The sequence below is a fragment of the Flavobacterium sp. AC105 genome (genome assembly GCF_979258495.1).
Genome location: NZ_OZ409860.1, coordinates 2,861,215 through 2,884,127, shown reverse-complemented (window position 1 = coordinate 2,884,127; position 22,913 = coordinate 2,861,215). Strand labels below are relative to the sequence as shown.

The window sequence follows — 22,913 nt, the reverse complement described above, 5'->3', positions numbered from 1 at the left end:
AAAACCTATTGTCTCTTATCCGGTCTGATAATCATTCTCAGAGACTGATCTCTTGCAAAATAAGCAACCATCCAGTTCCAGAAAGTATTTATTCTGTTTCTATAAGTAATAAGAGAAATCAAGTGGATAAACAGCCAGATAATCCAGGCGAAAAATCCGTTAAAATGCCATTTTGGACTCGGTAAATCGACCACAGCTTTATTTTTCCCGATAATTGCCATAGAGCCTTTATCATTGTAAGCAAATTGTTTAAGAGGTTTATTCTTTACCATTGCTTTAAAGTTTTTGGCTAAGTTTAATCCTTGCTGAATTGCAACCTGAGCTACTTGCGGATGTCCGTCCGGAAAATTTTTATCTCCTGCCGTAATTGCTGTATCGCCAATTGCGTAAACATTTGTTAGTCCGTTTACTTTGCTATATTGATCTGTCGCCATACGTTTTCCGCGACCGTAACTTTCTGTTGGAATTCCCTCAAAAATTTTAGCCGAAACTCCAGCTGCCCAGATTAAATTTTTGGTTTTGATCGTTTCTCCGTTTTCAAAAAACACAGTATCATCCACATAATCTGTAACGCGGGTGTGCAGTTTAACGACAACGCCTAATTTTGTAAGTGCTTCTAAAGTATCTTTTTGAGAATCTTTACTCATTGGCGCCAGCAAAGCATCACCTCCATCAACCAAATAAACATTACTTGCCGACGTTTCCAGTTCCGGATATTCCTTAAGCAGGATATTTTTTCGCATTTCGGCAAACATCCCTGAAACTTCTACTCCGGTTGGTCCTCCTCCGGCAACAACAATCGTTAATAATTTTCGGCGTTTGCGGATATCTTTGGTAATAGCGGCTTTTTCTAGGTTTTTAAGCAAAGCATTACGCATTTCGATGGCATCATTTAAGGTTTTCATCGGAATGGCGTTTTTCATTACGTTTTCCATACCAAAATAACTCGTTTCGGCTCCGGTGGCAAAAACCAAATGATCGTACGTTAATTCGCCATTATTTAAAATGATTTTATTTTCCGCGGGAACAACAGAAACTAATTCCCCCAAACGAAATTGAAGGTTTTTTTTACCGGCAAAAAATTTCCTGAAAGGATAACTAATGCTTGAAGGCTCTAAAAAAGCTGTAGCAACCTGATATATAAGTGGAGGAAAAAAATTATAATTGTTTTTATCTACAAGTGTAACCTGTATTTCAGGATGGTCTACAAGCTCTTTTGCGAGATTTATTCCGGCAAAACCACCTCCTATAATAACTATGTTCATATATGTTGTCTTTTAGTAGGATTATAATTGAAACTATACTGCTTATGCAGTTCTATAAATTTAACATTATAATTTCACATACAAAAACCAATTTTGAGTTTTCTGTTAAATAGTTGTGGAATTAATTTGCCAATTTGAGTTTCATCATAATATCGGTTTGCTCATCATTTCCTAATTTAAAAATGTGTTTGTCAAATTCAACAAAACCATTTTTTGTATAAAAATTAATAGCTCTCAGATTCTCCTCCCAAACGCCTAGCCATACATATTCACTATTTTTTTGTCTGGCAACTTCTATTGCTTTATCGTAAAGCAATTGTCCAACTTTTTTGCCATGAAAATCTTTTGAAACGTAGATTCGTTCAATTTCCAAGGCTTTGTTATCCTTTAATTCGGTTTGAGATTCACCAAAATTTACTTTTAAATAACCAATTACATCATTTTTAAAAGCAGCAAAATAAAATTCAGAGTCTTTGTTGTTAAGTTCAGAAGTTAGCTTTTCAGCTGAAAATCCTTCCTCTAAATAATTTTTCATATTTTCTTCGGAATTTGAATCCGAAAAAGTTTCCTGAAAAGTTTGTCTTCCTATTTTCTGCAATTCTGCAAGATCGTTTATTGTGATTCTTTTTATTTCAATATCTGCCATATTAATTTTGCTTTTATAGAATATTTTATGCTATAAAATTACAATATAAATTAGGAAAAGCAGGGATCGAAAATATTACTTTTTGAATTTTTTAACAGGTTTTTCAGCAACTTCAACCTTGTTTTGCAAAACGTAATTTGCCATCAGTTTTTCAATTAATTCCTCTTTTGTAAGATGATGAAAAACCGTTTTTACATTCGTTTTTAAATCTGCAGAAAGATCGTGATTAGGCTTTGTTTTGAAGATTTGTTTTGCCCATAAAAGCATATTGTTTTCTTCTAAACTTACTGCAGAAGGTTTTTGGAATTTCGTAAATTTAATTCCCAATTCTTTTTCAAATTCAGGAATTTCAATGGTTTCTTCTTCTTGCAAAACGGTTAAGGAAAGTCCCTTTGCTCCTGCCCTTGCCGTTCTTCCGCTTCTGTGAACGTAATTTTCATACGTATCCGGCAAATGATAATTCACGACATAAGAGATTTCTTTTACGTCGATTCCTCTCGCAGCCAAATCGGTGGCAACCAGAATATTAATATGTCCTTCGCGGAATTGTTCCATGATTCTGTCACGGATTCCCTGCGATAAACTTCCGTGAAGTGCTCCCGAAGAAAAACGATTTATAGCCAGGTTTTTGGCTAATTTATTAACGGCAGCTTTAGTTTTACAGAAAATAATACCGCGTTCACCATCTTTTGAATTCAGAAAATGCATTAAAACATCTAGTTTTTCAATTGGATCAACCACAATGTATTCGTGATCAATTCCTTGGTTGCCAACAGTTTCCATATTGGCACCAATTTGAACTACATTTTTATTTAAGTAATTCTGAATCAATTGTTTAATTGTTCCCGGCAAAGTCGCAGAAAACAATAAAGTGCGGTGTTTTTTAGGAAGTTCAGCAACGATTTCGTCTAAACTTTCTTTTAGGATCGAAACCATTTCATCGGCTTCATCCAAAACTAAATATTGAGCTTGTTTTAAATCAACTGCTTTACGCTGAATCAAATCGATTAAACGTCCCGGTGTCGCCACAACAATATGTGTGGGTTGTGTTAGCCGTTCAATTTGCGGCTTAATGGGGATTCCACCGCAAGTTGAAGCTATAGAAATATTCGGAATATGTTTCCCGAATTCTTCTAAATTTCTAAATATTTGTTGTCCAAGTTCTCTCGTTGGCACTAAAATTACCGCCTGAACTATTGGAGATTGTGTATCAATTAATTGTAATAATGGTAATCCGAAAGCGGCTGTTTTTCCCGTTCCGGTTTTTGCTAAACCTACTAAATCATGGGTTTCAGACAAAAGCAGGGGAATTGTTTTTTGTTGAATTTCTGTTGGTTCAACAATATTCAATTCGTTTAAAGCTTTTAAAATGGGTGCTGAAATTCCTAATCCTGAGAATTGTTTAGACATTGTTTTTTATTTGTTTTTTCTGCAAGGTTTTCAAAACCTTGCAGGTATTTTGTTTTTTATTGATAGCAAATAATTATACCTACAAGGTTTTGAAAACCTTGCAGGAAACTAAAAATGTCTACTCATCAGGTTCGTTCATGATTTTTTCACGATACTTTTTACCTATTAACAGTACCAATTTTAGTTTATAATCGTCAACCAGCCATTCGCGGTAGTTTTTACTGCATTGGCTCAAACATTTTGCGTAACGTTTGATTCGGCATTCGATATCATCATCAAGTTCTTTTCCTAATGATTTTGCTTCTTGTAAAGTTTCAGTATTATCAACACACATTGCGGCATGTTGTTCTAATGATTTGTCTAATACAACTTTAGATCGTAAATTTTGCTTGATGATTAGTTTATGTTCTTCATCCACATCAAAAGTTACATCGGCCGTTTTACTGAATTTTGCTCGTAATTCCGGCGGCATACTGTATTTAAAATACATTTCGATTTCCGTATCATCACGAAGATTTTCCAAATAAAATTCAGGTGATTTAAAGATATGCTGCCAGTTTACAGGCTCGCTCCACAAACCAAAACGTGCGGCATTATTTCCTAAATCGATAACCGTAAACTCGTCTTTACCAGGTAATTTACGAGATCCACGACCAATCATTTGGTAGTATAAAGTTAATGATTTTGTCGCTCTGTTTAAGATAATAGTTTCAACAGTTGGCTCATCAAAACCAGTCGTTAAAATTCCAACAGATGTTAAAATCGCATCCGGCGTCTTTTTGAACCAGGCCAAAATATCCTTACGCTCTTCAGAACTGCTTGTGTTATCAAGGTGTCTGATGTCGTAACCGGCTTCTCTAAAAGTTTCATATACATATAATGAAGTATGAATACCGTTATTGAAAATCAGGGTTTTTTTGCCCAAAGAACGTTCTGTATAAGCATGGAGAAGTTTTTCCTGCATCAAAGTATTGGTATACAGATCATCAGATGATTTTACGGTATAATCTCCGTTAATACCCACTTTTAATGATGTTAATCCCACATCATAGCTATAAGTTGTTGCTTTGGCAAGGAAACCTTTGTCAATCAACGAACTAATGGTGTCTCCCACAATAAGTTCATCGTAACTCTGGTGCATTGGTAATTTTATATTCGAACTCAAAGGTGTCGCCGTTACTCCAAGAATAAAAGCATTTTTGAATGAGTTTAATAATTTTCTGAATGAATTATAATGCGCCTCATCAATAATAACCAAACCAATGTTGTCAAGATGTAATTTCTCGTCATTGATACGGTTTTTCAAAGTCTCAACCATCGCCACAAAACAAGAATAATCGTTCTGGTCCGGTAATTCTTTTACTTTACTATTAATGATTTTGTTAGAAACGCCAAACCCTTTTAGCATTTTCGAAGTTTGTTTGCAAAGTTCGATACGGTGCGTTAAAACCACCACTTTTTTATCATTATTGGCTAAATAACGGCGAACGATTTCAGAAAAAATAACTGTTTTTCCGCCACCTGTAGGCAATTGATACAATAAATGATGTTTCGAAGGAGCATTGTCTAAACGTTCAAAAATGGCGTCAATATCGCCTTTTTGGTATGCATAAAGTTCTTTTTTCTCTTCTCTTTCTATTTCTAAAGTGTTTTGAGACATTGTTAATTTTTGGATTTTTGCAAAAATACACCTAAAAAACAGTTATTCATCTTATTTTAACTTAAAATAAATGATTTTTTTAAATAAGATTTTTTATGAGAAATAGTTCTAGAAGTCAATTTTGTCCGAAATTGCTTCAAATTCGTACTTATTTTTCCATTTTTGTTTAACGGTTTGCTCTTGAATAGCCAAAATTCTTTCTTTAAATTCATTTAAAATTCCGTTCGAAATGACAAAATTTACAGCTTGTTCAAAAGAATTAAGCATACTTTTGTAAAATAATTCCTGCTTTATGAAATTCGAAGCCGAAAATGTTTGTGCAATTTCAATATTATACAACATGACATCTGCTATAACAAAAGGATCAACTCCAAGCGAAATAAAATGCTTAATATATTTTTGAGCTACAGAACGGCGCATTTTTGCTTTTGGCCGCCATTTTGCATTTGGTTTCTTTATCGGAAAATATTCATGCGAAATCTTCGTCTTGCATTCCTGCAAAAGTTTATCTTCTTTGGGATTAAAAGCAAAATCATAATAGACTTTTACAGGACTAAATTTCTCGTACAGCTCGATAATTTGTTCTTCAAGTTGTTCCTTATTTAATTCGGCTAAATATTTTTTTAAATCGCGCTTACTCATTATCAAAGTTTAAGATTACAAAAGTAAATTAGTTTCCTGATTCATGCCTCAAAAACCAACCATAATACTTAATTTTGCTTGTATAAACTCAAAAAATATATACATGCTCAAGATTTTCAAAGTTACCGCAATTTTAGAAGGAATCTCTTATTTAGTATTATTTACTAATATGCTTTTTATTAAAACCAACAATCCTGAACTTTATCATACCTTATTACGCCCTTTAGGAATGACGCATGGTGTATTATTTATTGGTTACGTTCTATTGGCATTTTTACTTAGAAAACCTCAAAATTGGGATTTAAAAACTTTCGGAATCATTCAGATTGCTTCACTTATTCCGTTTGGAACTTTTTATATCGAGAAAAAATATTTAGAAAATAATGCATAAGCTTTTGGATAAAATATTTAATTTCTTATACCCTCTTTTTAGAGATTGGGGCATGAGTCGCAACTTTGCGTCTTATATTAGCCTGATTTTTAATATTGCCATTATGGTGGCTTTGGCTTATGCTATTTATTATGTAGCAAAGTTTGTTTTGGTAACCTTAATGGCTGTTTTTGCACAAAAAACAAAAACCAAGTTCGATGATTATTTAGTTCACAATAAAACAACCAAATACACAGCGTATTTAATTCCGTTTTTCTTTATTTATAAAGCCGTTCCTATTATATTGGACAGATATGAATATTGGGAATTAGTCTTCGGAAAAATCGTTGGTGTTTATATTGTTCTGATTAGTTTATGGATCATCCGAACCATTTTTAATTCCTTACGCGATTATCTCAAACAGAAACCGGAATACAGCGATAAACCTATCGATAGTTTTATTCAGGTTATCATGATTGTGCTTTGGGTTTTCGGGATCGTAATTATTATTTCGAAATTATTCGGAATCAAACAAGGCGAATTACTGACGATTTTAGGAACACTTTCGGCAATTATTATCTTGATTTTCAGAGATACTATTCTCGGATTTGTATCCAGCGTTCAGGTTGCGATAAATGATATGGTTCGTATTGGCGACTGGATTACGATGGATAAATTTGGCGCTGACGGCGATGTAATCGAAATTAATTTAACGACCGTAAAAGTTCGAAATTTTGATAATACGATAACCACGATTCCAACCTATGCTCTGAGTTCAGATTCGTTCCAAAACTGGCGCGGGATGCAAAAATCTGACGGAAGACGTATTAAAAGGCACGTTTTGATAAAAAGCAGCAGCATTCGTTTTTTGAATAATGAAGATTTAAATCAGATGAAAAAAGTACAGCTTCTTTCGTCTTATATCGAAACCAGACAATTAGAAATTGAAAAATACAACGCTTTACGCGGAATTGATAAAACCCTGGCACTGAACGGTAGAAATATGACCAATTTAGGTTTGTTCAGAAAATATATCATACAATATTTAGTAACACATCCCGGACTTAATAAAGATATGCACATAATGTGCCGCCAGTTACAATCGACCGCGCACGGGGTTCCGTTAGAAATTTATGCATTTTCGAGCGACAAACGCTGGGCAAACTACGAATATATTATGGCCGATATTTTTGATCACGTAATGGCGTCCGTACAATATTTTGATCTTGAAATTTTTGAACTTCCTTCGAAGATTGGAAGATTTGATTAAGAGTTTTTTGTTTTGAAAATTTGTTTCACGTTTCAGGTTTTTTTTAGTTTCAAGTGACAAAACGATAGCGAATTCAGGCTCTAAATCGTTCCCGACAACTTTGTCAAAGTTTTAAACTTTGACAAAGTTCACACAAACCTGAAACCTGAAACCTGAAACCTGAAACCTGAAACCTGAAACCTGAAACCTGAAACCTGAAACCTGAAACCTGAAACCTGAAACCTGAAACCTGAAACCTGAAACCTGAAACCTGAAACCTGAAACCTGAAACCTGAAACCTGAAACCTGAAACCTGAAACCTGAAACCTGAAACCTGAAACCTGAAACCTGAAACCTGAAACCTGAAACCTGAAACCTGAAACCTGAAACCTGAAACCTGAACCTGAAACCTGAAACCTGAAACCTGAAACCTGAAACCTGAAACCTGAACTTGAAACCTGAAACCTGAAACCTGAAACCTGAAACCTGAAACCTGAAACCTGAAACCTGAAACTATTTCCCCTCCACCTTTTCAAAAACAAATTCTGAATTATTGTATTCAATAGGAACTTCCGGCATAAAAAGCGGAAGATTAAAATAAGTTCCTATTACCCCTTTTCCCAAAAACAGTTTGTTTTCTTTTTTTAGTAATGCAATCGGAATTCTTTTCCAGCTTCCTCCGTTAGAAATATAATGAAAATCACCTCTTAAAGTGTCGCCTTTAATATCGCCGCGTACATCACCGGAATCTTTTCCTGTTTTATAATACGATATTTCATAACGGCCGTAAAAGCGTTTATCGTTTATTTTTATGTCTAAAATGGCGGTATCCTGATTATGAACAGCACGATAAAAAGCCGTGTTATAATCGCTTTTATTATCTTTTGAATTACAGGAAATCAGAAAAACGAACAATAAAGAAATCAGTATAAAATTTTTAAGCATTTGATATTGTTTTAACCCTATAAGTGATATAAATTCATTTAAGTCAAACTTATATTTGCTTACATTACTTATATGGTGAAATTTATTTATAATGTATTTTGTGTTTTATTTTTTTTTAAATTTAAAGAAAAAACATGGCAGATAGAGACACTTTTTTAAAAGAATTCAGAGGCGAAACTTTAGGAACCGTAAGTGCTCAGTCTTCAGCCGATGAGCTGTTCCAAAACCAGACAATCAGGCCTATTTTAAAACTTCAAAATGATTTATTTATTGCAGTTTTCATTAACTATGTAAATAAAAACAAAGCCGATTTCTATTCGTATACCGTTGAAAAGAAAATTCAGACCATCGAAAATTCCATTCAGAAAGATATTAAATTCCGAAATTCCCTAAAAGGAATCGTTATGGCGCTTTTTACAATTGAAGAATACGATACCTATATTCAAAATTCATCAAGTTTAAACAAAAGAATGATGAATTTATTGATTGATAGATTGAAAAGTCAGGTGCAGTTGTTTGAATTGGAGTCGAATTCGAATTAGATTTTTAAATGGAAATAGAATTCTAGAGAATAAAAAGCAAAGTTTATACGCTTACAAAAATGGTGAATTATTTTTTATTCAACAATTAAATTTAATTGGTTAAAAAAGAATTTAGTTGAAATTTTTGATTCTAATGATGATCTTATTTTAGAACTTCAAAGTTATGAACCTCCCTTCAGTTCTTCGAAGTATGAAATTTTATTTCAAAATAAAGACAAGATAAAAGGTATAAATGAAATTACTGGAATTTATATATCTGATTCTAATAAAATTTTAAGGAGAACTCCTTCGAATCATTTTTCTTTTAATACTAATTTTTCTTATTTTTTAGAAGGAAGTAAAATTGCTGATGTAAAACAGAAATTCTGGAGTTCCTCGCAAAAACTGTCTTTAAAAATAGATGTTGAAAAAGTAGAACTTCTAAACGATATAATTATTCATATTTTATCAACTAGAACTGGATATAACTCCAATTCAGTATAATAAATTTTATTTAAAGTAATATATGTTTAACCAATTCCGAAATAAATTTCCCTTAACAGATGAGAAATGGGTTGAATACACCAACCATTTCAATCGTATTGAAGTTCCTGCAAAAACAATCCTTTTAGAAGAAGGGGAAGTTTCAAAAAAGCTTTTTATAATCGAAAAAGGCTGTGTCAGGGTTTGGTTTAATAATAACGGAAAAGATTTAACAACTCAGTTTTTTTTCGAAAATCAAAGTGTAGCTTCCATCGAAAGTTTCATGAAAAAATTGCCAAGTCCGGTTGTTGTTGAAACCATTGAACCTGCTGTTTTGTGGTGGATTCATAAAAATGATCTGGATAAAATTCTTGAAGAAATTAAAGAAATCCCGGCGTTAAGAGATCGATTAATCAATATGCTTTTTGAGCGAACATTTGATTATATGAAATATTTTGTTTCTTTTATAAAAGACTCTCCTACTCAGCGTTATCTTAATTTAATTCAAGAAAGACCTCAAATCGTTCAGCGGGTTCCGCAGCATTATATAGCATCTTATCTTGGCATAAGCACCGTTCATTTAAGCCGAATTAAAAGCAAATTATTGCAGAAATAAACCAATTTTACCATATAAGTTATATAAGAAATTATAAGTCTAGCCTAAATAAACTTATATGACTATATGGTTTAAAAATTTGATAACAAATGTTATCGTCTGCCCATAAAATCCAGTCTAATTTTGCTTTATAAAATTTAATAATTATGAAAGCAGCAGTAGTTTATAAAAAAGGCGAAATGCCAAAATATGCGGAATTTGCAGAACCAATTCCACAAAATGAAAACCAAATCTTAATTTCTGTAAAAGCCGTAGCGATCACAAATTTAGATAAGGGAAAAGCCAGCGGAAAACATTATTCATCACAAAACCATAACGAAAACGGATTTGTGGTTGGCAGTGATGCTATAGGTTTACTCGAAAACGGAACAAGAGTTTATGCTCGCGGAATTGTTGGTACAATGGCCGAGAAAACGATTATCGATAAAAATATATTGGTACCCTTGCCAGACGGAATCAGCGATGCCATCGCAGCAGCCATGCCTAATGCGGTTGCAGGTTCTGCAATGGCGCTTAAATTCAGGGCAGAAATAAAACCGGAAGAAACGGTGTTGATAAACGGCGCGAGCGGATTTACTGGACAAATGGCAATTCAGATTGCGAAACATTACGGAGCAAAAAAAATAATTGTGACCGGAAGAAATGAAAAAACATTTCAAACCCTTTTAGATTTAGGTGCTGACGAAGTTATTCAGCTTAAGCAAAATGATGAAGCGATTATCAATCAAATTAAAGAAATTCAGCAAAATACGCCTATAGATGTGATTTTGGATTATTTGTGGGGACATCCTGCAGAATTAATTCTTACGGCATTAAAAGGAAATGGTTCTTTCACGAATAAAGTTCGCTACGTCAATATTGGCGGAATGGCCGGCGATGCTATTCAGTTGTCAGCTGGGATTTTGCGAAGTGTAGATCTTCAAATCTCCGGTTCAGGTTTAGGAAGCTGGTCAAAAGAGGAAGTGAAATTATTGTTCTCGGAAATTCTTCCTGAAATGTTTCTTCTGGCTGCCCAAGGTAAATTGAAAGTAAATATTGAAGAAGTAAGTTTGGTTGATATAGAGAAAATATGGAATGCAGAAAATAATGATGGGAAAAGGCTGGTTGTTGTTATTTAAAAAAAGTTGCTAAGACTCTGAGATTCTAAGGTTCTAAGTTTTTAAAACTTAAGCAGATCAAAACCTTAGCATCTCAGAATCTTAGCAACTTAGAATTTTAGTATCTTAATAACTCAAGTAAAACTTGCTCAAAACGATTTTTTGGTAAAAACTGATCTTCCAGCGCTTTTGTAAACGGAATTGGAGAATCTAAACTGGCGACCCTTCTTACCGGAGCATCCAGATATTGAAAACATTCTTCCATAATCAATGCCGAAATATCGCTGGCAATTCCGCCAAACATCGTGTCTTCCTGATATATAATAACTTTTCCGGTCTTTTTAACCGATGCGAAAATAGTTTCGGTATCAAGAGGCTGCAACGTTCTTAAATCGATCAAATCGGCTTCTATTTCAGGATTATTGGCCAAAGTTTCTAAAGCCCAGTGAACCGGAGCTCCAAAAGCAATAATGGTAATTGATTTTCCTTCTTTTAATAAAGCAGCTTTTCCTAACGGAATGGTATAGTAATCTACAGGAACATCTTGATAAACGCTTCTGTATAATTGTTTATGTTCAAAAAACAAAACCGGATTCGGGTCGTTTATCGAAGTATTTAATAAACCTTTTGCATCATACGGAAATGCCGGATAAACTACTTTTAAACCTGGGGTTTTGGTAAACCAAGCTTCATTTGTTTGTGAATGAAATGGTCCTGCCTGAGTTCCGCCACCGCAAGGCATTCTCACCACAACATCGGCTTTTTCACCCCAGCGATAGTGCGATTTGGCTAATAAATTTACGATTGGGTTAAAACCTGTAGAAACAAAATCAGCAAATTGCATTTCGACAATTGCTTTATATCCGTTGATTGATAATCCCATTGCGGTCGAAACTACGGCACTTTCGCAAATTGGCGTATTCCGAACGCGTTCTTTTCCAAACGTCTCAACAAATCCTTCTGTTATTTTAAAAGCGCCTCCATATTCAGCAATATCCTGACCCATTATGATCAGATTTTGATGGCGCTGCATAGATTGGTCTAAACTATTTCTGATGGCATCTATAAAACGAATGTTTTTAGATTCTTCTGAATGATTAACTTCTTGATATTGAAATGGTTTGTAGATATCGTCTAATTCTCCGCTATAAGTCGGAATAATTTCAGGTTCAGCATTTGCGATTGCTAAATTTTCCTCAATTTCCTGTTTTATTTCATTTCTTAAAGCAGCATCATATTCTTCGGTAAGAACACCTTCATCCAGCAAAAACATTCTGTAATTATCAACAGGATCTTTTATTGCCCACATTTTCATAAGCTCATCCGGAACATATTTTGTACCACTCGCCTCCTCATGACCGCGCATTCTAAAAGTTTTAAATTCTAATAAAACCGGATGCGGATCTTCCTGCATATGTGCTTTTAATTGCATTAATTTATTGTAAACTTCTACAATATTATTTCCGTCAATAATATAACTGTCAATGCCGTAACCAAAACCTTTATCAGCAAGGTTTTCGCAGGCATATTGTTCATTTGTTGGTGTCGAAAGTCCGTAACCATTATTTTCGATGATAAACATTACCGGTAATTTCCAGACAGCAGCTATATTCAAAGCTTCGTGAAAATCGCCTTCGCTGGTTGCCCCTTCTCCGGTGAAAACGGCGGTAACTTTTTTATTTTTTTGAAGTTTATCAGCCAATGCAATTCCGTCTGCGATCCCTAATTGCGGGCCAAGATGCGAAATCATTCCAATAATATTGTATTCCTGGGTTCCAAAGTGAAAACTACGATCCCGGCCTTTTGTAAACCCGTTTGCTTTTCCCTGCCATTGCGAAAATAATCGGTGCAAAGGGATATTTCTGGAGGTAAATACACCTAAATTCCGGTGCATGGGCAATATGTATTCCGAATCGTTCAAAGCCGCTGCAACGCCCACGGATATAGCTTCCTGCCCTATTCCGGAGAACCATTTTGATACTTTTCCCTGTCGAATTAAGATCAGCATCTTCTCTTCGATTAATCGGGGTTTCAATATTTTTTTATATAAATCCAGTAATTGAGAATTGGTAAGGTTTTGTCTGTAAAAGATCATCGGACTAATGTTTTATTGTTCAAATATATAAAAATATAACAATTTTAACATTATTTGTTAAATAATTATTGATTGTTATTTGTTCTCCGTAATAAAAATAAAAAAATAATCGTACTCTTTTAATTTTAAAAAAACAGAAGCAAAGATAACGAGGAAATTTTTATCCGAAAACAAAATTTGTATTATTTTAATTACAAAACACAATTGTTAAGTTTTAGCATAATTAAAAATTATACTCCATTATTTGAGTCAAAAAATGAATTAAAAAGTAAATTTTATGGTAAATTTTAAAATTCAAATCTAAAATATTATCTACCTTTGTTATAGAAAGGTTTACAAGATCTTTCTTCTTTAAAACAAAAAATGTAAAGTATGCAAAACATTCCTAGTGTAGACTTACGTGATTTCCTTTCGGACGACCCGAAACGTAAACAAAAATTTGTAAATGAAATCGGCAGTGCATTTGAAAACATTGGCTTCGTAGCCCTAAAAGGTCATTTTCTTGATGATCAGCTGGTAGACGAACTTTATGGCGAGATTAGAAAATTTTTCGCTTTGCCAATAGAAACTAAGCATAATTATGAAATTCCTGGTATTGGCGGACAAAGAGGTTATGTTTCTTTTGGAAAAGAACATGCTAAAGGCCGTAAAGAAGGCGATTTGAAAGAGTTTTGGCATTTTGGTCAATATGTTGACAAAGATTCAAAATACGCTTCAGAATATCCGGATAATGTTGAAGTGAAAGAATTACCCCGATTTAATATTGTAGGTAAAGAGGCGTATCAAATGCTTGAAAAAACAGGCGTTTATGTATTAAGAGCTCTTGCTTTGCATTTAGGTTTAGATGAGTTTTATTTTGACCAATATGCAAAAGAAGGAAACTCAATTTTAAGACCAATTCACTATCCGCCAATTACTTCTGAGCCAGAAAACGCAATTCGCGCAGCAGCTCACGGCGATATTAACCTGATTACACTTTTAATGGGTGCGCAAGGTAAAGGATTACAGGTTCAAAATCATGACGGTCAATGGATTGATGCCATTGCAGAAGATGATGAATTGGTGATTAATGTGGGTGATATGTTATCAAGACACACGAATAATAAACTGAAATCAACGATTCATCAAGTGGTCAATCCACCAAGGGAATTATGGGGAACTTCACGTTATTCAATTCCGTTTTTCATGCATCCTGTAAGCGATATGCGTCTGGATTGTCTTGAAAACTGTATTGATGCTGAACATCCTAAGAAATTTGAGGATATTACCGCCGGAGATTATTTATACGAGCGTTTAGTAGATTTAGGTTTAATCAAAAAGTAAACTTTTTAAATCTCAATTTTTTTTAAATTCCAAATTCCAAACTACCAATTGGGATTTGGAATTTAATTTTTACAAACTATAAATTTGGAATTTTTATAAAATATGGATTTACAAGATCAACTAAAAAATTTATTTCCGGATCATGTCGAATCAAATGAGCCTGAAGAAGTTCAGGAACAAGATCATGTGCTGTATGTTCAAAAAGAGCCCATGATTTGCAAATTCGAAAAAAGAAAAGGAAAAGCAACAACTATAATTGAAGGTTACGAAGGATCTGACGAAGATTTTAAAATTCTGGCCAAGGAAATTAAAACAAAACTCAGCGTTGGCGGAACTTTTAAGGACGATTCGATCATTATTCAAGGCGATTATCGTGATAAAATTATGGAAATCCTTAAAGCAAAGGGATTTAAAACGAAACGTGTGGGAGGGTGAAATGTTTTTTAGTTTCATGTTTCAAATTTCAAGTTGTTCGTGAAGTAAAAAAACTTAGAACCTTAGCCACTCAGTAACTTAGTACCTCAAAAAAATGATACAAAACTCAGAATTAATACTAAATCCGGACGGAAGTGTTTACCACTTAAACCTTCGTCCTGAACATACAGCGCACGATATAATTTTTGTTGGAGATCAGAACAGAGTCGAAAAAATTACACAGTTTTTTGATTCTATTGAATATTCAACCCAAAAAAGAGAATTTAAAACCCAAACCGGAATTTATAAAGGCAAAAGAATATCTGTAATGTCAACAGGAATTGGTCCTGATAATATTGATATTGTTTTGAATGAATTAGATGCTTTGGTAAACATTGATTTAGAAACCCGTTTGCCAAAAGAAAACCTGACTTCTTTGAATATTATCAGAATTGGGACTTCGGGTTCGCTTCAGGCAGATATTCCTGTGGATAGTTTTGTACTATCAAAATTCGGACTTGGATTAGACAATATGCTTCGCTCCTATTTGATCGATGAAGTTTCGAATGCGGCTATCGAAGATGCTTTTGTTACGCACACAAATTGGGATATCAGAAAAGGAAAACCGTATGCGATTCCGTGTTCTGAAAAATTAGAGAAACTAATAGAATCAGATCAAATCTTTAAAGGAATTACTGCAACAGCCGGAGGATTTTATGGTCCGCAAGGCCGCGTTTTGCGTTTGAATATTCAGGATCAGGAATTAAACAGTAAAATGGATAATTTTAATTTTGATGACAACAGAATCACAAATTTAGAAATGGAAACGGCTGCTATTTACGGACTTTCGGCACTTTTAGGACATAATGCCTTATCCTTAAATGCAATTATTGCCAATCGTGCTTCCGGAACTTTTAGCGAAGATCCTTATAAAGCTGTCGACAAGTTAATTACGTATACATTAAATAAGCTGGCGGGAAATTGAAATTAGATAATTTGTCAATTTGATAATTAGATAATTTAAATATTGCGCTTAAATGTATTGGATCTTAATTTGAAAAACAGAGATAATTTATGCAAAATGCTATTCTTAGATTTGAAAAATTACTGAACGAAAATGTCACTTATTTTCCAACACTAAACAATGAAGTTTTAGAGGCAAAAATACCCGGAAAATGGTCTAAAAAAGAGGTTTTAGGCCATCTTGCCGATTCGGCGATTCATAATCTGGTTCGGTTTACAGAAATAAATTATCTCGAAAAACCTTATCATCACAGACCATATAATCAAATAGATTTAGTAAATTTAAATCAATATCAGAAAATGGATATTGATGAATTGACACAATTATGGTTTTCGGTAAACAAACAAATCCTGAGAATCATGAAATCTGTTGATGAAAAAGCTTTGGATTATAAAATTATTCTGAGTGATGAATCTGTAATTGATTTAAAGTTTTTGATGACAGATTATATGGAGCATTTAGAACATCATATTAACCAGATTAAATCTTAAAGTTATGTTTTTAAGAGTTGCCAGACACACAGATAATTTAGAGAAAATTGAAGATTTTTATATTGATATTCTGGGTTTTGAACGTTTGGGCGGCTTTGAAAATCATAATAATTATGATGGTATTTTTATTGGAAAATCGGGTTTAGACTGGCATTTTGAATTTACACAATCAAATGCAAAAGCAAATCATACATTTGATGAAGATGATGTAATTGTGCTTTATCCAAAAACAATTTCAGATTATAATGATTTAATAAAAAAGCTTTTACAGTATAATATCTCAAGTATAACTGCAAATAATCCTTTTTGGAATGAAAACGGAAAAATGTTTCTGGATCCGGATGGTTATCGTATTGTTATATCGCCATTAAAAGCAGAAATAAACGAGATTAATTAGGTTTAATGAGATAATTAGTCAATTTGAAAATTAGATAATTTTAAGCTAGTTCAAATAATTACAAAATTTAATAATGCAACAAGATACACACAAAAAAATCTTATTTAGATATTACAGTGATTTATTAGAAGATACGGTAGTAGAAACTATGTGGTCAGAAATTATAGATTTAGAAAAAGGGCTTTTTAAATTAGATAATATTCCCTTTTTCGGACCTATGATCGCTACAGACGATATTTTCTTTGCTGAATATGATGAAGATGAAGAATGCTTAGTTTATAGAGAAACCAGAGAGAGTTTTGGAAATTCAATTCTTCAGGTTGTAATTTTAGAAAAAGGTTTTGACAAAGAAATAATTAGGGAAAAATTAAAATTAATTAACTGTTTATCAGAGGGTCTGAACGAAACTTTATTTGCTGTTGAAGTAGTTAAAGATGTTGATTATTCGCTTGTAAAAAGTATTTTAAATGAGTACGCAGATCTTTCGATAATAGATTTTGCAGAACCTTGCCTTTCAGACAAACACAGAACTGATTTATTAAAAAATTAAACCAAACACAACAAACAAACACAACAAACAAACTTATAATACGCATACCAAACTTAACTTAAACTTAAACTATAATGAAAACTGTAAAAATTGTAGGTGTTCCCGAACACTTCAATTTGCCATGGCATCTCTGCATTGAAAGTGGCGAATTTGAAGCTGAAAACATTGATTTGCAATGGAAAAACATTCCTGAAGGTACAGGCAAAATGTGTCAGATGCTTCGTGACGGAGAAGCTGATATTGCTGTTATCCTGACCGAAGGAATTGTGAAGGATATTGTAGCCGGAAACCCAAGTAAAATTGTTCAGATTTATGTGCAATCTCCTTTAATTTGGGGAATTCACGTTGCTGCAAAATCGGATTTTCAGACTGTAAAAGATCTTAAAGACAAAAAAGCAGCGATTTCAAGATTAGGTTCAGGGTCGCAATTAATGGCGTATGTTAATGCTCATGAACAAGGCTGGGAAACCGATAATCTGGAGTTCGAAATTATAAACACAATTGATGGCGCTGTTGAAGCCCTTACAAACGAAACTGCAGATTATTTTATGTGGGAACGTTTTATGACTAAACCTCTTGTGGATCAGGGAATTTTCAGACGTGTTGGCGACTGCCCTACTCCATGGCCTTCGTTTGTGATTACGGTTCGTGACGAATTTTTAAAAAAGAACCCAAAAACAGTGGAGAAAATCCTGGAAATCATCAATAAAACTACACATGATTTTGCTCAGATTCCGGATATTGATAAGACTTTATCAGATCTTTTTAACCAAAAAATCGAAGATATTCAGGACTGGTTAAAATTAACGCAATGGTCTCAAAAACATTTGAGTGAAAAAGCATTTATTAAAATTCAAAATCAATTATTTGATCTCGGAATTATTGAGAAAAAAAGTACTTTTGTAGAAACTGTAAAAGCGCTGTAAATACTGCTTTTGATTCTTATGATAAAATTCCCTAAAATTGACTTTCCGCAATTAAAATCCAAATTACAGGTGAAATCACCTTGGGATAGGGTGATTATTATGCTGTTGAGTCTTTTAATTACAATTCCGATTTTTATCATTCTGCATCAAAATTTAATCGATCTCGAATGGCCTTTTAATTTAGATCGTGTATTTATCTTTTTATTTGTTTTTGCCGCTATTTTTTTTCTTTTAATGTTATTGCGAACCATAATTATTTTATGTGTAGCCGTTTATATATTGGTTTTGGTTTACGGAAGTGTTATTGGTAATTATGGTTTCAGCGAGATTTCTGAAGATTATAATTCGATGATTTATACAATGTCAGACAATCCTTTTCCGCAAGATATTATTGTGGCAAAACTGCTTCCGTTTCCAAATAAATCTAAGATTATCAACGCTATAGAATATCAAAATCCAAAGGTTCGGAATTTTGCTATTATGGCTACGACAAAGCATTTTAAAGGCATAAAAGGATATTCAGATTACAGGACTACGATTCAGTGTTTTGCTGTTTTTAAAGAGATTAACAGCCGCTGGAATTATGTAAACGACCCAAAAGAAGGTGATTATATTGCAACAGCAAGCGAATCATTAGCATATTTTTCCGGCGATTGCGACGATCATTCTATCTTAATGGCCGCCGCAATTCGCTCTATTGGCGGAACTCCGAGATTAATTCATACAAAAGGACATATTTACCCTGAAATACTAATTGGTTCTTTAATCGACTTAGAAAAGGTTAATTATCTAATTAAAAATGTTCTTTTTGTAAAAGAAAGCTACAAGAAAAAAATCCATTATCATATCGATGAACGCGGCCAGGTTTGGATGAATCTCGATTATACCGCCAAATATCCCGGCGGACCTTTTATGTATGAGGAGATTCTGGGGGCGTTAACGCTTAACTAAGGGTCTAAGATTCAAAGACTCTAAGTTGCAAGATGCTAAGATTCTGAGGTTTCTGTAATAGCCAAAAATATTCCGTAGAGGCGTACAGCAGTGCGTCTAACACAACGCATATTTTCAATCTAAACGCGGATGAATATTTTTTGTGATTAAATTTTCCCCCATATTCAATAAAAACCTTACCGTTTATGCGATTTTACTTCTTGTAAGTTTAATCTTTTATTTAGTTTATAAATATTTGATTTTTAGATTTTTAATTAGAAAAAAATTTGTAATTTTCTGTAGTCTAACCTTAATCACAAAATCATGAAAAAATCTAAATTATTTATCTTCGGAATTGCATTATTAGCAGTATTAATGATTTCATGTAATAGTAATAGAAATAAATTGGTTAATTCCTGGAAAATTACTGCTGTAGAAGCTAAAATGCCTCTTTCGGATTCTGCAAAAACCGCAATTCTGAGCCAGGGTAATCTGACCTTTACAAAAGACGGACATGTAACTGGATATTTACAGAGAGAAATAACGGATGGTACTTATGCATTAACAAAAGGTGGAAAAAGTTTAATAATTAAAGATGAAACAGGCACGCCATATCCTTGTGAAAGTACTATTACAGATGATCAACTGGTATTGGACAGCAAGGAAATGAAAATAACCCTCAGCAAAATATAACCAAAAAGTTCTTGTATTGAACTACAAAAAATTATTAAAAACCACTCTTTTTGATCCTTAAAAAGAGTGGTTTTTTATTTGAAAAATAAAGTGTTTTTGACGAATTGAGATTAAATTGTATATTTGCAGCACTTAAAAAAGCAAACAATTTTATGTGAAAAATAATTTCTTTCAGACAATTTAGAGGGTAAACTGCAATCGCGGCTACTCTATTTATTCATCTTTATAGAAAGAAATTATGCTTATTCTACAAAACGTTTCATATAAACACAATAACAAGGATTTGTTATTTGACAACATTAGCTTTACGGTTAATAATCACGAAAAAATAGCCTTAATTGGCAATAATGGCATTGGAAAATCAACTTTGTTAAAAATTATTTCCGGTAAACCTGAAGCTTCAAACGGAGAATTAAAAGTTAGTTCAGAGCCTTATTATATTCCACAGATCTTTGGGCAATTTAATCATCTTACGATTGCTGAAGCATTGCGGGTTGATGAAAAACTACATGCATTTAAAGAGATTTTAAACGGCAATGTGACCGAGGATTTCCTAAATGCATTAAATGACGACTGGACAATTGAAGAACGCTGTAATAATGCTTTAAAATATTGGCAATTACAGGGTTTAGATTTGTCTCAAAAAATGGAATCTTTAAGCGGCGGGCAAAAAACGAAAGTTTTTCTCGCCGGTATTTTAATCCATGAACCGGAATTGATTTTGTTAGACGAACCCAGCAATCACCTGGATGTTTCGTCGAGACAATTGCTTTATAATTTTATTGAATCGACCACATCTACTTTGATTGTTGTAAGCCACGACAGAAAACTGCTGAATCTTTTAAATATTGTTTATGAGATGAATAAACGCGGAATTTCTATTTATGGCGGAAATTACGATTTCTACACTGAACAAAAAGAGATAGAAAATAATGCGCTGCATCAGGATTTGCAAAACAAAGAAAAAGCATTGCGAAAAGCCAAAGAAAAAGAGCGTGAAACATTAGAAAGACAAAACAAATTAGATTCTCGCGGCAAAAAGAAACAGGAAAAATCAGGTGTTGCGCGGATAATGATTAATACTTTGCGCAATAATGCCGAAAACAGCACATCGAAACTCAAAGGCATTCATGCAGAGAAAATTGATGGCATTTCGCAGGAATTACACGAGTTACGATCGGTTATTCCGAATATAGATCAAATGAAATTTGGCTTTGATAATGCTGTTTTACACAAGGGGAAAATACTTTTTAAGTCAGAAGAAATTAATTACAGTTATAAGGAAAAACGACTTTGGAAGGAAAACTTAAATGTGGAGGTTTTAAGCGGCCAGCGAATTGTATTAAAAGGTTTAAACGGATCCGGAAAAACAACTCTGATCAAAATAATTCTTGGAAAATTAGAACCAAAAACGGGAACTGTTTACAGATCAGAACAAAAATCAATTTATATCGACCAGGATTATTCGCTTATAAATAATGAGTTTAAAGTTTATGAACAAGCGCAATATTTTAATGCATCGGGATTAGAAGAACACGAAATAAAAATGAGACTGAACAGGTTTTTGTTCTCGAGAAATGATTGGGATAAATCTTGTGAGGCTTTAAGCGGCGGCGAAAAAATGCGTTTAATGCTTTGTTGCCTGACTATTAGTAACGAATCTCCGGATATTATTATTCTAGACGAACCTACGAATAATTTAGACATCCAAAACATTGAAATCCTGACCTCAGCCATCAATGAATATCAGGGAACATTGCTTGTAGTTTCGCATGACGAATGGTTTCTGGAACAAATAAATATCGGGAAAAGCATTTTGTTATAAGATTATTAAAAAAAATAACCTCCAAAATCAACGATTTCGGAGGTTTTTGATTTAGTGATTAAAAATCATCTAAATTAAAATAACAAGGTAAACTAAATTACTAATCAATATAAATCATAATCCCTTGTTATGCTTTTGGTGTTTTTTTTTCAATATTACTCACGGATAATATAGATTCACATTGTTTTTAAAAGCGAGCGTATGGCAAATTCCATTTTTTTATAATCCTTTTTAACCGTCTCTGTCATTTCACTTTTTCGATCTCCGGAAAGGCTCATTGTGATGAATCTTTTTGATAAACCGTATTTTTCTTTGATACGATTAAGGATTTCTGTGTTGTAAATATTTTTCTTTTTCGTTTCTTTGTCCATTGCTTTAGCTGTTCCTATTAAAAGAACAAATATATAAACAATAGTTTAACAAATAACAAAATTAGTAAACAATTTCCTATAATTTTATGAAAGCAATTGTAAGATTTTACCAATACCTTGATTATAAAGAAATTAAACCAGCCCGTTTCGAAAGGTTTAATGGCTTGTCTAATGGTTATTTAGGAACTCAATTAAAACGAAATGGCAATCTTGGAGAAGACATCCTGAATAAAATCATAAACAATTGTTTAGATCTCAATCCCGTTTGGCTTCTAACCGGAAAAGAAAATATGATAATTCCTGTTCCATATTCAGAAAATTCAGATCCAAATGCGATAAATATTTTAACTGAACCCCGATCAGAAATATCAAAATTAAAACCAAATGAAGTCATTCAATATGTTCCTCTTTATGACATAAAAGCAGCAGATTCTCTAATTGCATTATTTAAAGATGAAAATACTGAAAATCCAATAGATTATATTATCATTCCGAACTTACCAAAATGTGATGGCGCTATTTATGTAAGCAGCGATAATATGTATCCGCTTCTAAAATCCGGCGATATTATTATTTATAAAAAAATAACGCATACTATTGAAAATATTCATTGGGGCGAAATGTACCTGGTTTTATTGCTTATTAACAATGATGAAGAATTTGTAATGGTAAGACGAATTCAGAAATCTGAAAAAGGAGACGATTTTATACAATTGGTATCAGAAAATAAAAATCATGAGCCAAAGGATTTTCATATAGATTCTATTAAAGGTTTGGCCTTAATTAAAGCCAGTATCCGAATAAATTCGATGTATTAATGCGTCATTCAGATAAAATTCATATTTTAAAGAAGAGTTTCCTCCTATTCTAAACCCTCGATTTTACTGCTTTTTTTGACCTGAAATATAAATTTCGGAAAAAATAAGTTAAAAATAATTGCGCAGTCAAATAACTGCATTATATTTGCAGT

25 protein-coding genes are annotated in these 22,913 nt (G+C 33.1%); 16 read left to right on the top strand and 9 right to left on the bottom strand.

What is annotated here, in order from left to right:
* Window positions 1-5: 5 nt before the first annotated feature.
* From ACZ0AH_RS12030 to ACZ0AH_RS12010, 5 genes are all read right to left on the bottom strand, one after another.
* Window positions 6-1,265, bottom strand: coding sequence for an NAD(P)/FAD-dependent oxidoreductase (locus ACZ0AH_RS12030; protein WP_463476038.1), 1,260 nt, complete (start codon window positions 1,263-1,265; stop codon window positions 6-8).
* A 121-nt stretch (window positions 1,266-1,386) separates the two neighbouring features.
* On the bottom strand, window positions 1,387-1,911 hold the full coding sequence (locus tag ACZ0AH_RS12025) for a GNAT family N-acetyltransferase (RefSeq protein WP_463476037.1): 525 nt from the start codon (window positions 1,909-1,911) through the stop codon (window positions 1,387-1,389).
* 75 nt (window positions 1,912-1,986) lie between these two features.
* Window positions 1,987-3,321, bottom strand: a complete 1,335-nt coding sequence (locus tag ACZ0AH_RS12020) for a DEAD/DEAH box helicase (RefSeq protein WP_463476036.1) — start codon at window positions 3,319-3,321, stop codon at window positions 1,987-1,989.
* Between the two features lie 118 nt (window positions 3,322-3,439).
* A complete protein-coding gene (locus tag ACZ0AH_RS12015; protein ID WP_463476035.1) occupies window positions 3,440-4,981 on the bottom strand; it encodes a DEAD/DEAH box helicase in 1,542 nt (513 codons plus the stop codon).
* 108 nt (window positions 4,982-5,089) lie between these two features.
* Window positions 5,090-5,623 (bottom strand): DUF6155 family protein, encoded by a 534-nt coding sequence (locus tag ACZ0AH_RS12010; protein WP_463476034.1) that lies wholly within the window; start codon window positions 5,621-5,623, stop codon window positions 5,090-5,092.
* Between the two features lie 103 nt (window positions 5,624-5,726).
* Here ACZ0AH_RS12010 and ACZ0AH_RS12005 point away from each other — a divergent pair, with 103 nt between their 5' ends.
* Together ACZ0AH_RS12005 and ACZ0AH_RS12000 are read left to right on the top strand one after the other, a co-directional pair.
* The gene (locus ACZ0AH_RS12005; protein WP_463476033.1) at window positions 5,727-6,014 is read left to right on the top strand and encodes a DUF3817 domain-containing protein; all 288 of its coding nucleotides are present in this window, start codon (window positions 5,727-5,729) and stop codon (window positions 6,012-6,014) included.
* Window positions 6,007-7,263, top strand: a complete 1,257-nt coding sequence (locus ACZ0AH_RS12000; RefSeq protein WP_463476032.1) for a mechanosensitive ion channel family protein — start codon at window positions 6,007-6,009, stop codon at window positions 7,261-7,263. Before ACZ0AH_RS12005 ends, ACZ0AH_RS12000 begins: the two co-directional genes overlap by 8 nt.
* A gap of 128 nt (window positions 7,264-7,391) precedes the next feature.
* Here the strand turns inward: ACZ0AH_RS12000 and ACZ0AH_RS11995 are convergent, their stop codons facing one another.
* Complete coding sequence (locus ACZ0AH_RS11995; RefSeq protein WP_463476031.1) at window positions 7,392-7,778, bottom strand: hypothetical protein; 387 nt, start codon at window positions 7,776-7,778, stop codon at window positions 7,392-7,394.
* Window positions 7,756-8,187 carry a hypothetical protein gene (locus ACZ0AH_RS11990; protein WP_463476030.1) on the bottom strand — a complete coding sequence of 144 codons (432 nt, stop codon included), beginning with the start codon at window positions 8,185-8,187 and terminating at the stop codon, window positions 7,756-7,758. Before ACZ0AH_RS11990 ends, ACZ0AH_RS11995 begins: the two co-directional genes overlap by 23 nt.
* 134 nt (window positions 8,188-8,321) lie before the next feature.
* On the opposite strand from ACZ0AH_RS11990, the gene ACZ0AH_RS11985 reads away from it, so the two are divergent.
* The 3 genes from ACZ0AH_RS11985 to ACZ0AH_RS11975 all read left to right on the top strand — a co-directional run bounded on the left by ACZ0AH_RS11985 (window position 8,322) and on the right by ACZ0AH_RS11975 (window position 10,925).
* Complete coding sequence (locus tag ACZ0AH_RS11985) at window positions 8,322-8,729, top strand: glyoxalase (RefSeq protein ID WP_463476029.1); 408 nt, start codon at window positions 8,322-8,324, stop codon at window positions 8,727-8,729.
* Window positions 8,730-9,234: 505 nt separating this feature from the next.
* A complete protein-coding gene (locus ACZ0AH_RS11980; RefSeq protein ID WP_463476028.1) occupies window positions 9,235-9,807 on the top strand; it encodes a Crp/Fnr family transcriptional regulator in 573 nt (190 codons plus the stop codon).
* 146 nt (window positions 9,808-9,953) lie between these two features.
* Window positions 9,954-10,925: a quinone oxidoreductase family protein gene (locus ACZ0AH_RS11975; protein WP_463476027.1), complete on the top strand. Its 972-nt coding sequence runs from the start codon at window positions 9,954-9,956 to the stop codon at window positions 10,923-10,925.
* A 97-nt stretch (window positions 10,926-11,022) separates the two neighbouring features.
* On the opposite strand, the gene ACZ0AH_RS11970 is transcribed toward ACZ0AH_RS11975, so the two are convergent.
* Entirely contained in the window at window positions 11,023-12,999 is a 1,977-nt protein-coding gene (locus ACZ0AH_RS11970; RefSeq protein WP_463476026.1) for an alpha-ketoacid dehydrogenase subunit alpha/beta, read from the bottom strand.
* Between the two features lie 372 nt (window positions 13,000-13,371).
* Here ACZ0AH_RS11970 and ACZ0AH_RS11965 point away from each other — a divergent pair, with 372 nt between their 5' ends.
* The 10 genes from ACZ0AH_RS11965 (at window position 13,372) to ACZ0AH_RS11920 (ending at window position 21,572) form a co-directional block, all read left to right on the top strand.
* Window positions 13,372-14,322, top strand: coding sequence for an isopenicillin N synthase family dioxygenase (locus ACZ0AH_RS11965; RefSeq protein WP_463476025.1), 951 nt, complete (start codon window positions 13,372-13,374; stop codon window positions 14,320-14,322).
* A 102-nt stretch (window positions 14,323-14,424) separates the two neighbouring features.
* Window positions 14,425-14,757: a translation initiation factor gene (locus ACZ0AH_RS11960; protein ID WP_463476024.1), complete on the top strand. Its 333-nt coding sequence runs from the start codon at window positions 14,425-14,427 to the stop codon at window positions 14,755-14,757.
* 94 nt (window positions 14,758-14,851) lie between these two features.
* Window positions 14,852-15,721, top strand: coding sequence for a nucleoside phosphorylase (locus tag ACZ0AH_RS11955; RefSeq protein ID WP_463476023.1), 870 nt, complete (start codon window positions 14,852-14,854; stop codon window positions 15,719-15,721).
* Window positions 15,722-15,810: 89 nt separating this feature from the next.
* On the top strand, window positions 15,811-16,251 hold the full coding sequence (locus tag ACZ0AH_RS11950; RefSeq protein WP_463476022.1) for a DinB family protein: 441 nt from the start codon (window positions 15,811-15,813) through the stop codon (window positions 16,249-16,251).
* A 4-nt stretch (window positions 16,252-16,255) separates the two neighbouring features.
* A complete protein-coding gene (locus tag ACZ0AH_RS11945) occupies window positions 16,256-16,648 on the top strand; it encodes a VOC family protein (RefSeq protein ID WP_463476021.1) in 393 nt (130 codons plus the stop codon).
* Window positions 16,649-16,721: 73 nt separating this feature from the next.
* Complete coding sequence (locus ACZ0AH_RS11940; protein ID WP_463476020.1) at window positions 16,722-17,198, top strand: DUF4265 domain-containing protein; 477 nt, start codon at window positions 16,722-16,724, stop codon at window positions 17,196-17,198.
* Between the two features lie 74 nt (window positions 17,199-17,272).
* Window positions 17,273-18,124, top strand: a complete 852-nt coding sequence (locus ACZ0AH_RS11935) for a substrate-binding domain-containing protein (protein ID WP_463476019.1) — start codon at window positions 17,273-17,275, stop codon at window positions 18,122-18,124.
* A gap of 18 nt (window positions 18,125-18,142) precedes the next feature.
* Entirely contained in the window at window positions 18,143-19,075 is a 933-nt protein-coding gene (locus ACZ0AH_RS11930; protein ID WP_463476018.1) for a transglutaminase, read from the top strand.
* Window positions 19,076-19,378: 303 nt separating this feature from the next.
* Entirely contained in the window at window positions 19,379-19,747 is a 369-nt protein-coding gene (locus ACZ0AH_RS11925; protein ID WP_463476017.1) for a hypothetical protein, read from the top strand.
* Between the two features lie 238 nt (window positions 19,748-19,985).
* On the top strand, window positions 19,986-21,572 hold the full coding sequence (locus ACZ0AH_RS11920; RefSeq protein WP_463476016.1) for an ABC-F family ATP-binding cassette domain-containing protein: 1,587 nt from the start codon (window positions 19,986-19,988) through the stop codon (window positions 21,570-21,572).
* A gap of 176 nt (window positions 21,573-21,748) precedes the next feature.
* On the opposite strand, the gene ACZ0AH_RS11915 is transcribed toward ACZ0AH_RS11920, so the two are convergent.
* A complete protein-coding gene (locus ACZ0AH_RS11915; protein WP_463476015.1) occupies window positions 21,749-21,943 on the bottom strand; it encodes a hypothetical protein in 195 nt (64 codons plus the stop codon).
* 86 nt (window positions 21,944-22,029) lie between these two features.
* Here ACZ0AH_RS11915 and ACZ0AH_RS11910 point away from each other — a divergent pair, with 86 nt between their 5' ends.
* Window positions 22,030-22,761: a S24 family peptidase gene (locus ACZ0AH_RS11910; protein WP_463476014.1), complete on the top strand. Its 732-nt coding sequence runs from the start codon at window positions 22,030-22,032 to the stop codon at window positions 22,759-22,761.
* Window positions 22,762-22,913 lie beyond the last annotated feature (152 nt).

Coding starts and splice junctions, on each gene's coding strand:
- ACZ0AH_RS12030 (WP_463476038.1), bottom strand. CDS start 1,265: ATGAACATAGTTATTATAGGAGGTGGTTTTGCCGGAATAAATCTCGCA.
- ACZ0AH_RS12025 (WP_463476037.1), bottom strand. CDS start 1,911: ATGGCAGATATTGAAATAAAAAGAATCACAATAAACGATCTTGCAGAA.
- ACZ0AH_RS12020 (WP_463476036.1), bottom strand. CDS start 3,321: ATGTCTAAACAATTCTCAGGATTAGGAATTTCAGCACCCATTTTAAAA.
- ACZ0AH_RS12015 (WP_463476035.1), bottom strand. CDS start 4,981: ATGTCTCAAAACACTTTAGAAATAGAAAGAGAAGAGAAAAAAGAACTT.
- ACZ0AH_RS12010 (WP_463476034.1), bottom strand. CDS start 5,623: ATGAGTAAGCGCGATTTAAAAAAATATTTAGCCGAATTAAATAAGGAA.
- ACZ0AH_RS12005 (WP_463476033.1), top strand. CDS start 5,727: ATGCTCAAGATTTTCAAAGTTACCGCAATTTTAGAAGGAATCTCTTAT.
- ACZ0AH_RS12000 (WP_463476032.1), top strand. CDS start 6,007: ATGCATAAGCTTTTGGATAAAATATTTAATTTCTTATACCCTCTTTTT.
- ACZ0AH_RS11990 (WP_463476030.1), bottom strand. CDS start 8,187: ATGCTTAAAAATTTTATACTGATTTCTTTATTGTTCGTTTTTCTGATT.
- ACZ0AH_RS11985 (WP_463476029.1), top strand. CDS start 8,322: ATGGCAGATAGAGACACTTTTTTAAAAGAATTCAGAGGCGAAACTTTA.
- ACZ0AH_RS11980 (WP_463476028.1), top strand. CDS start 9,235: ATGTTTAACCAATTCCGAAATAAATTTCCCTTAACAGATGAGAAATGG.
- ACZ0AH_RS11975 (WP_463476027.1), top strand. CDS start 9,954: ATGAAAGCAGCAGTAGTTTATAAAAAAGGCGAAATGCCAAAATATGCG.
- ACZ0AH_RS11970 (WP_463476026.1), bottom strand. CDS start 12,999: ATGATCTTTTACAGACAAAACCTTACCAATTCTCAATTACTGGATTTA.
- ACZ0AH_RS11965 (WP_463476025.1), top strand. CDS start 13,372: ATGCAAAACATTCCTAGTGTAGACTTACGTGATTTCCTTTCGGACGAC.
- ACZ0AH_RS11960 (WP_463476024.1), top strand. CDS start 14,425: ATGGATTTACAAGATCAACTAAAAAATTTATTTCCGGATCATGTCGAA.
- ACZ0AH_RS11955 (WP_463476023.1), top strand. CDS start 14,852: ATGATACAAAACTCAGAATTAATACTAAATCCGGACGGAAGTGTTTAC.
- ACZ0AH_RS11950 (WP_463476022.1), top strand. CDS start 15,811: ATGCAAAATGCTATTCTTAGATTTGAAAAATTACTGAACGAAAATGTC.
- ACZ0AH_RS11945 (WP_463476021.1), top strand. CDS start 16,256: ATGTTTTTAAGAGTTGCCAGACACACAGATAATTTAGAGAAAATTGAA.
- ACZ0AH_RS11940 (WP_463476020.1), top strand. CDS start 16,722: ATGCAACAAGATACACACAAAAAAATCTTATTTAGATATTACAGTGAT.
- ACZ0AH_RS11935 (WP_463476019.1), top strand. CDS start 17,273: ATGAAAACTGTAAAAATTGTAGGTGTTCCCGAACACTTCAATTTGCCA.
- ACZ0AH_RS11930 (WP_463476018.1), top strand. CDS start 18,143: ATGATAAAATTCCCTAAAATTGACTTTCCGCAATTAAAATCCAAATTA.
- ACZ0AH_RS11925 (WP_463476017.1), top strand. CDS start 19,379: ATGAAAAAATCTAAATTATTTATCTTCGGAATTGCATTATTAGCAGTA.
- ACZ0AH_RS11920 (WP_463476016.1), top strand. CDS start 19,986: ATGCTTATTCTACAAAACGTTTCATATAAACACAATAACAAGGATTTG.
- ACZ0AH_RS11915 (WP_463476015.1), bottom strand. CDS start 21,943: ATGGACAAAGAAACGAAAAAGAAAAATATTTACAACACAGAAATCCTT.
- ACZ0AH_RS11910 (WP_463476014.1), top strand. CDS start 22,030: ATGAAAGCAATTGTAAGATTTTACCAATACCTTGATTATAAAGAAATT.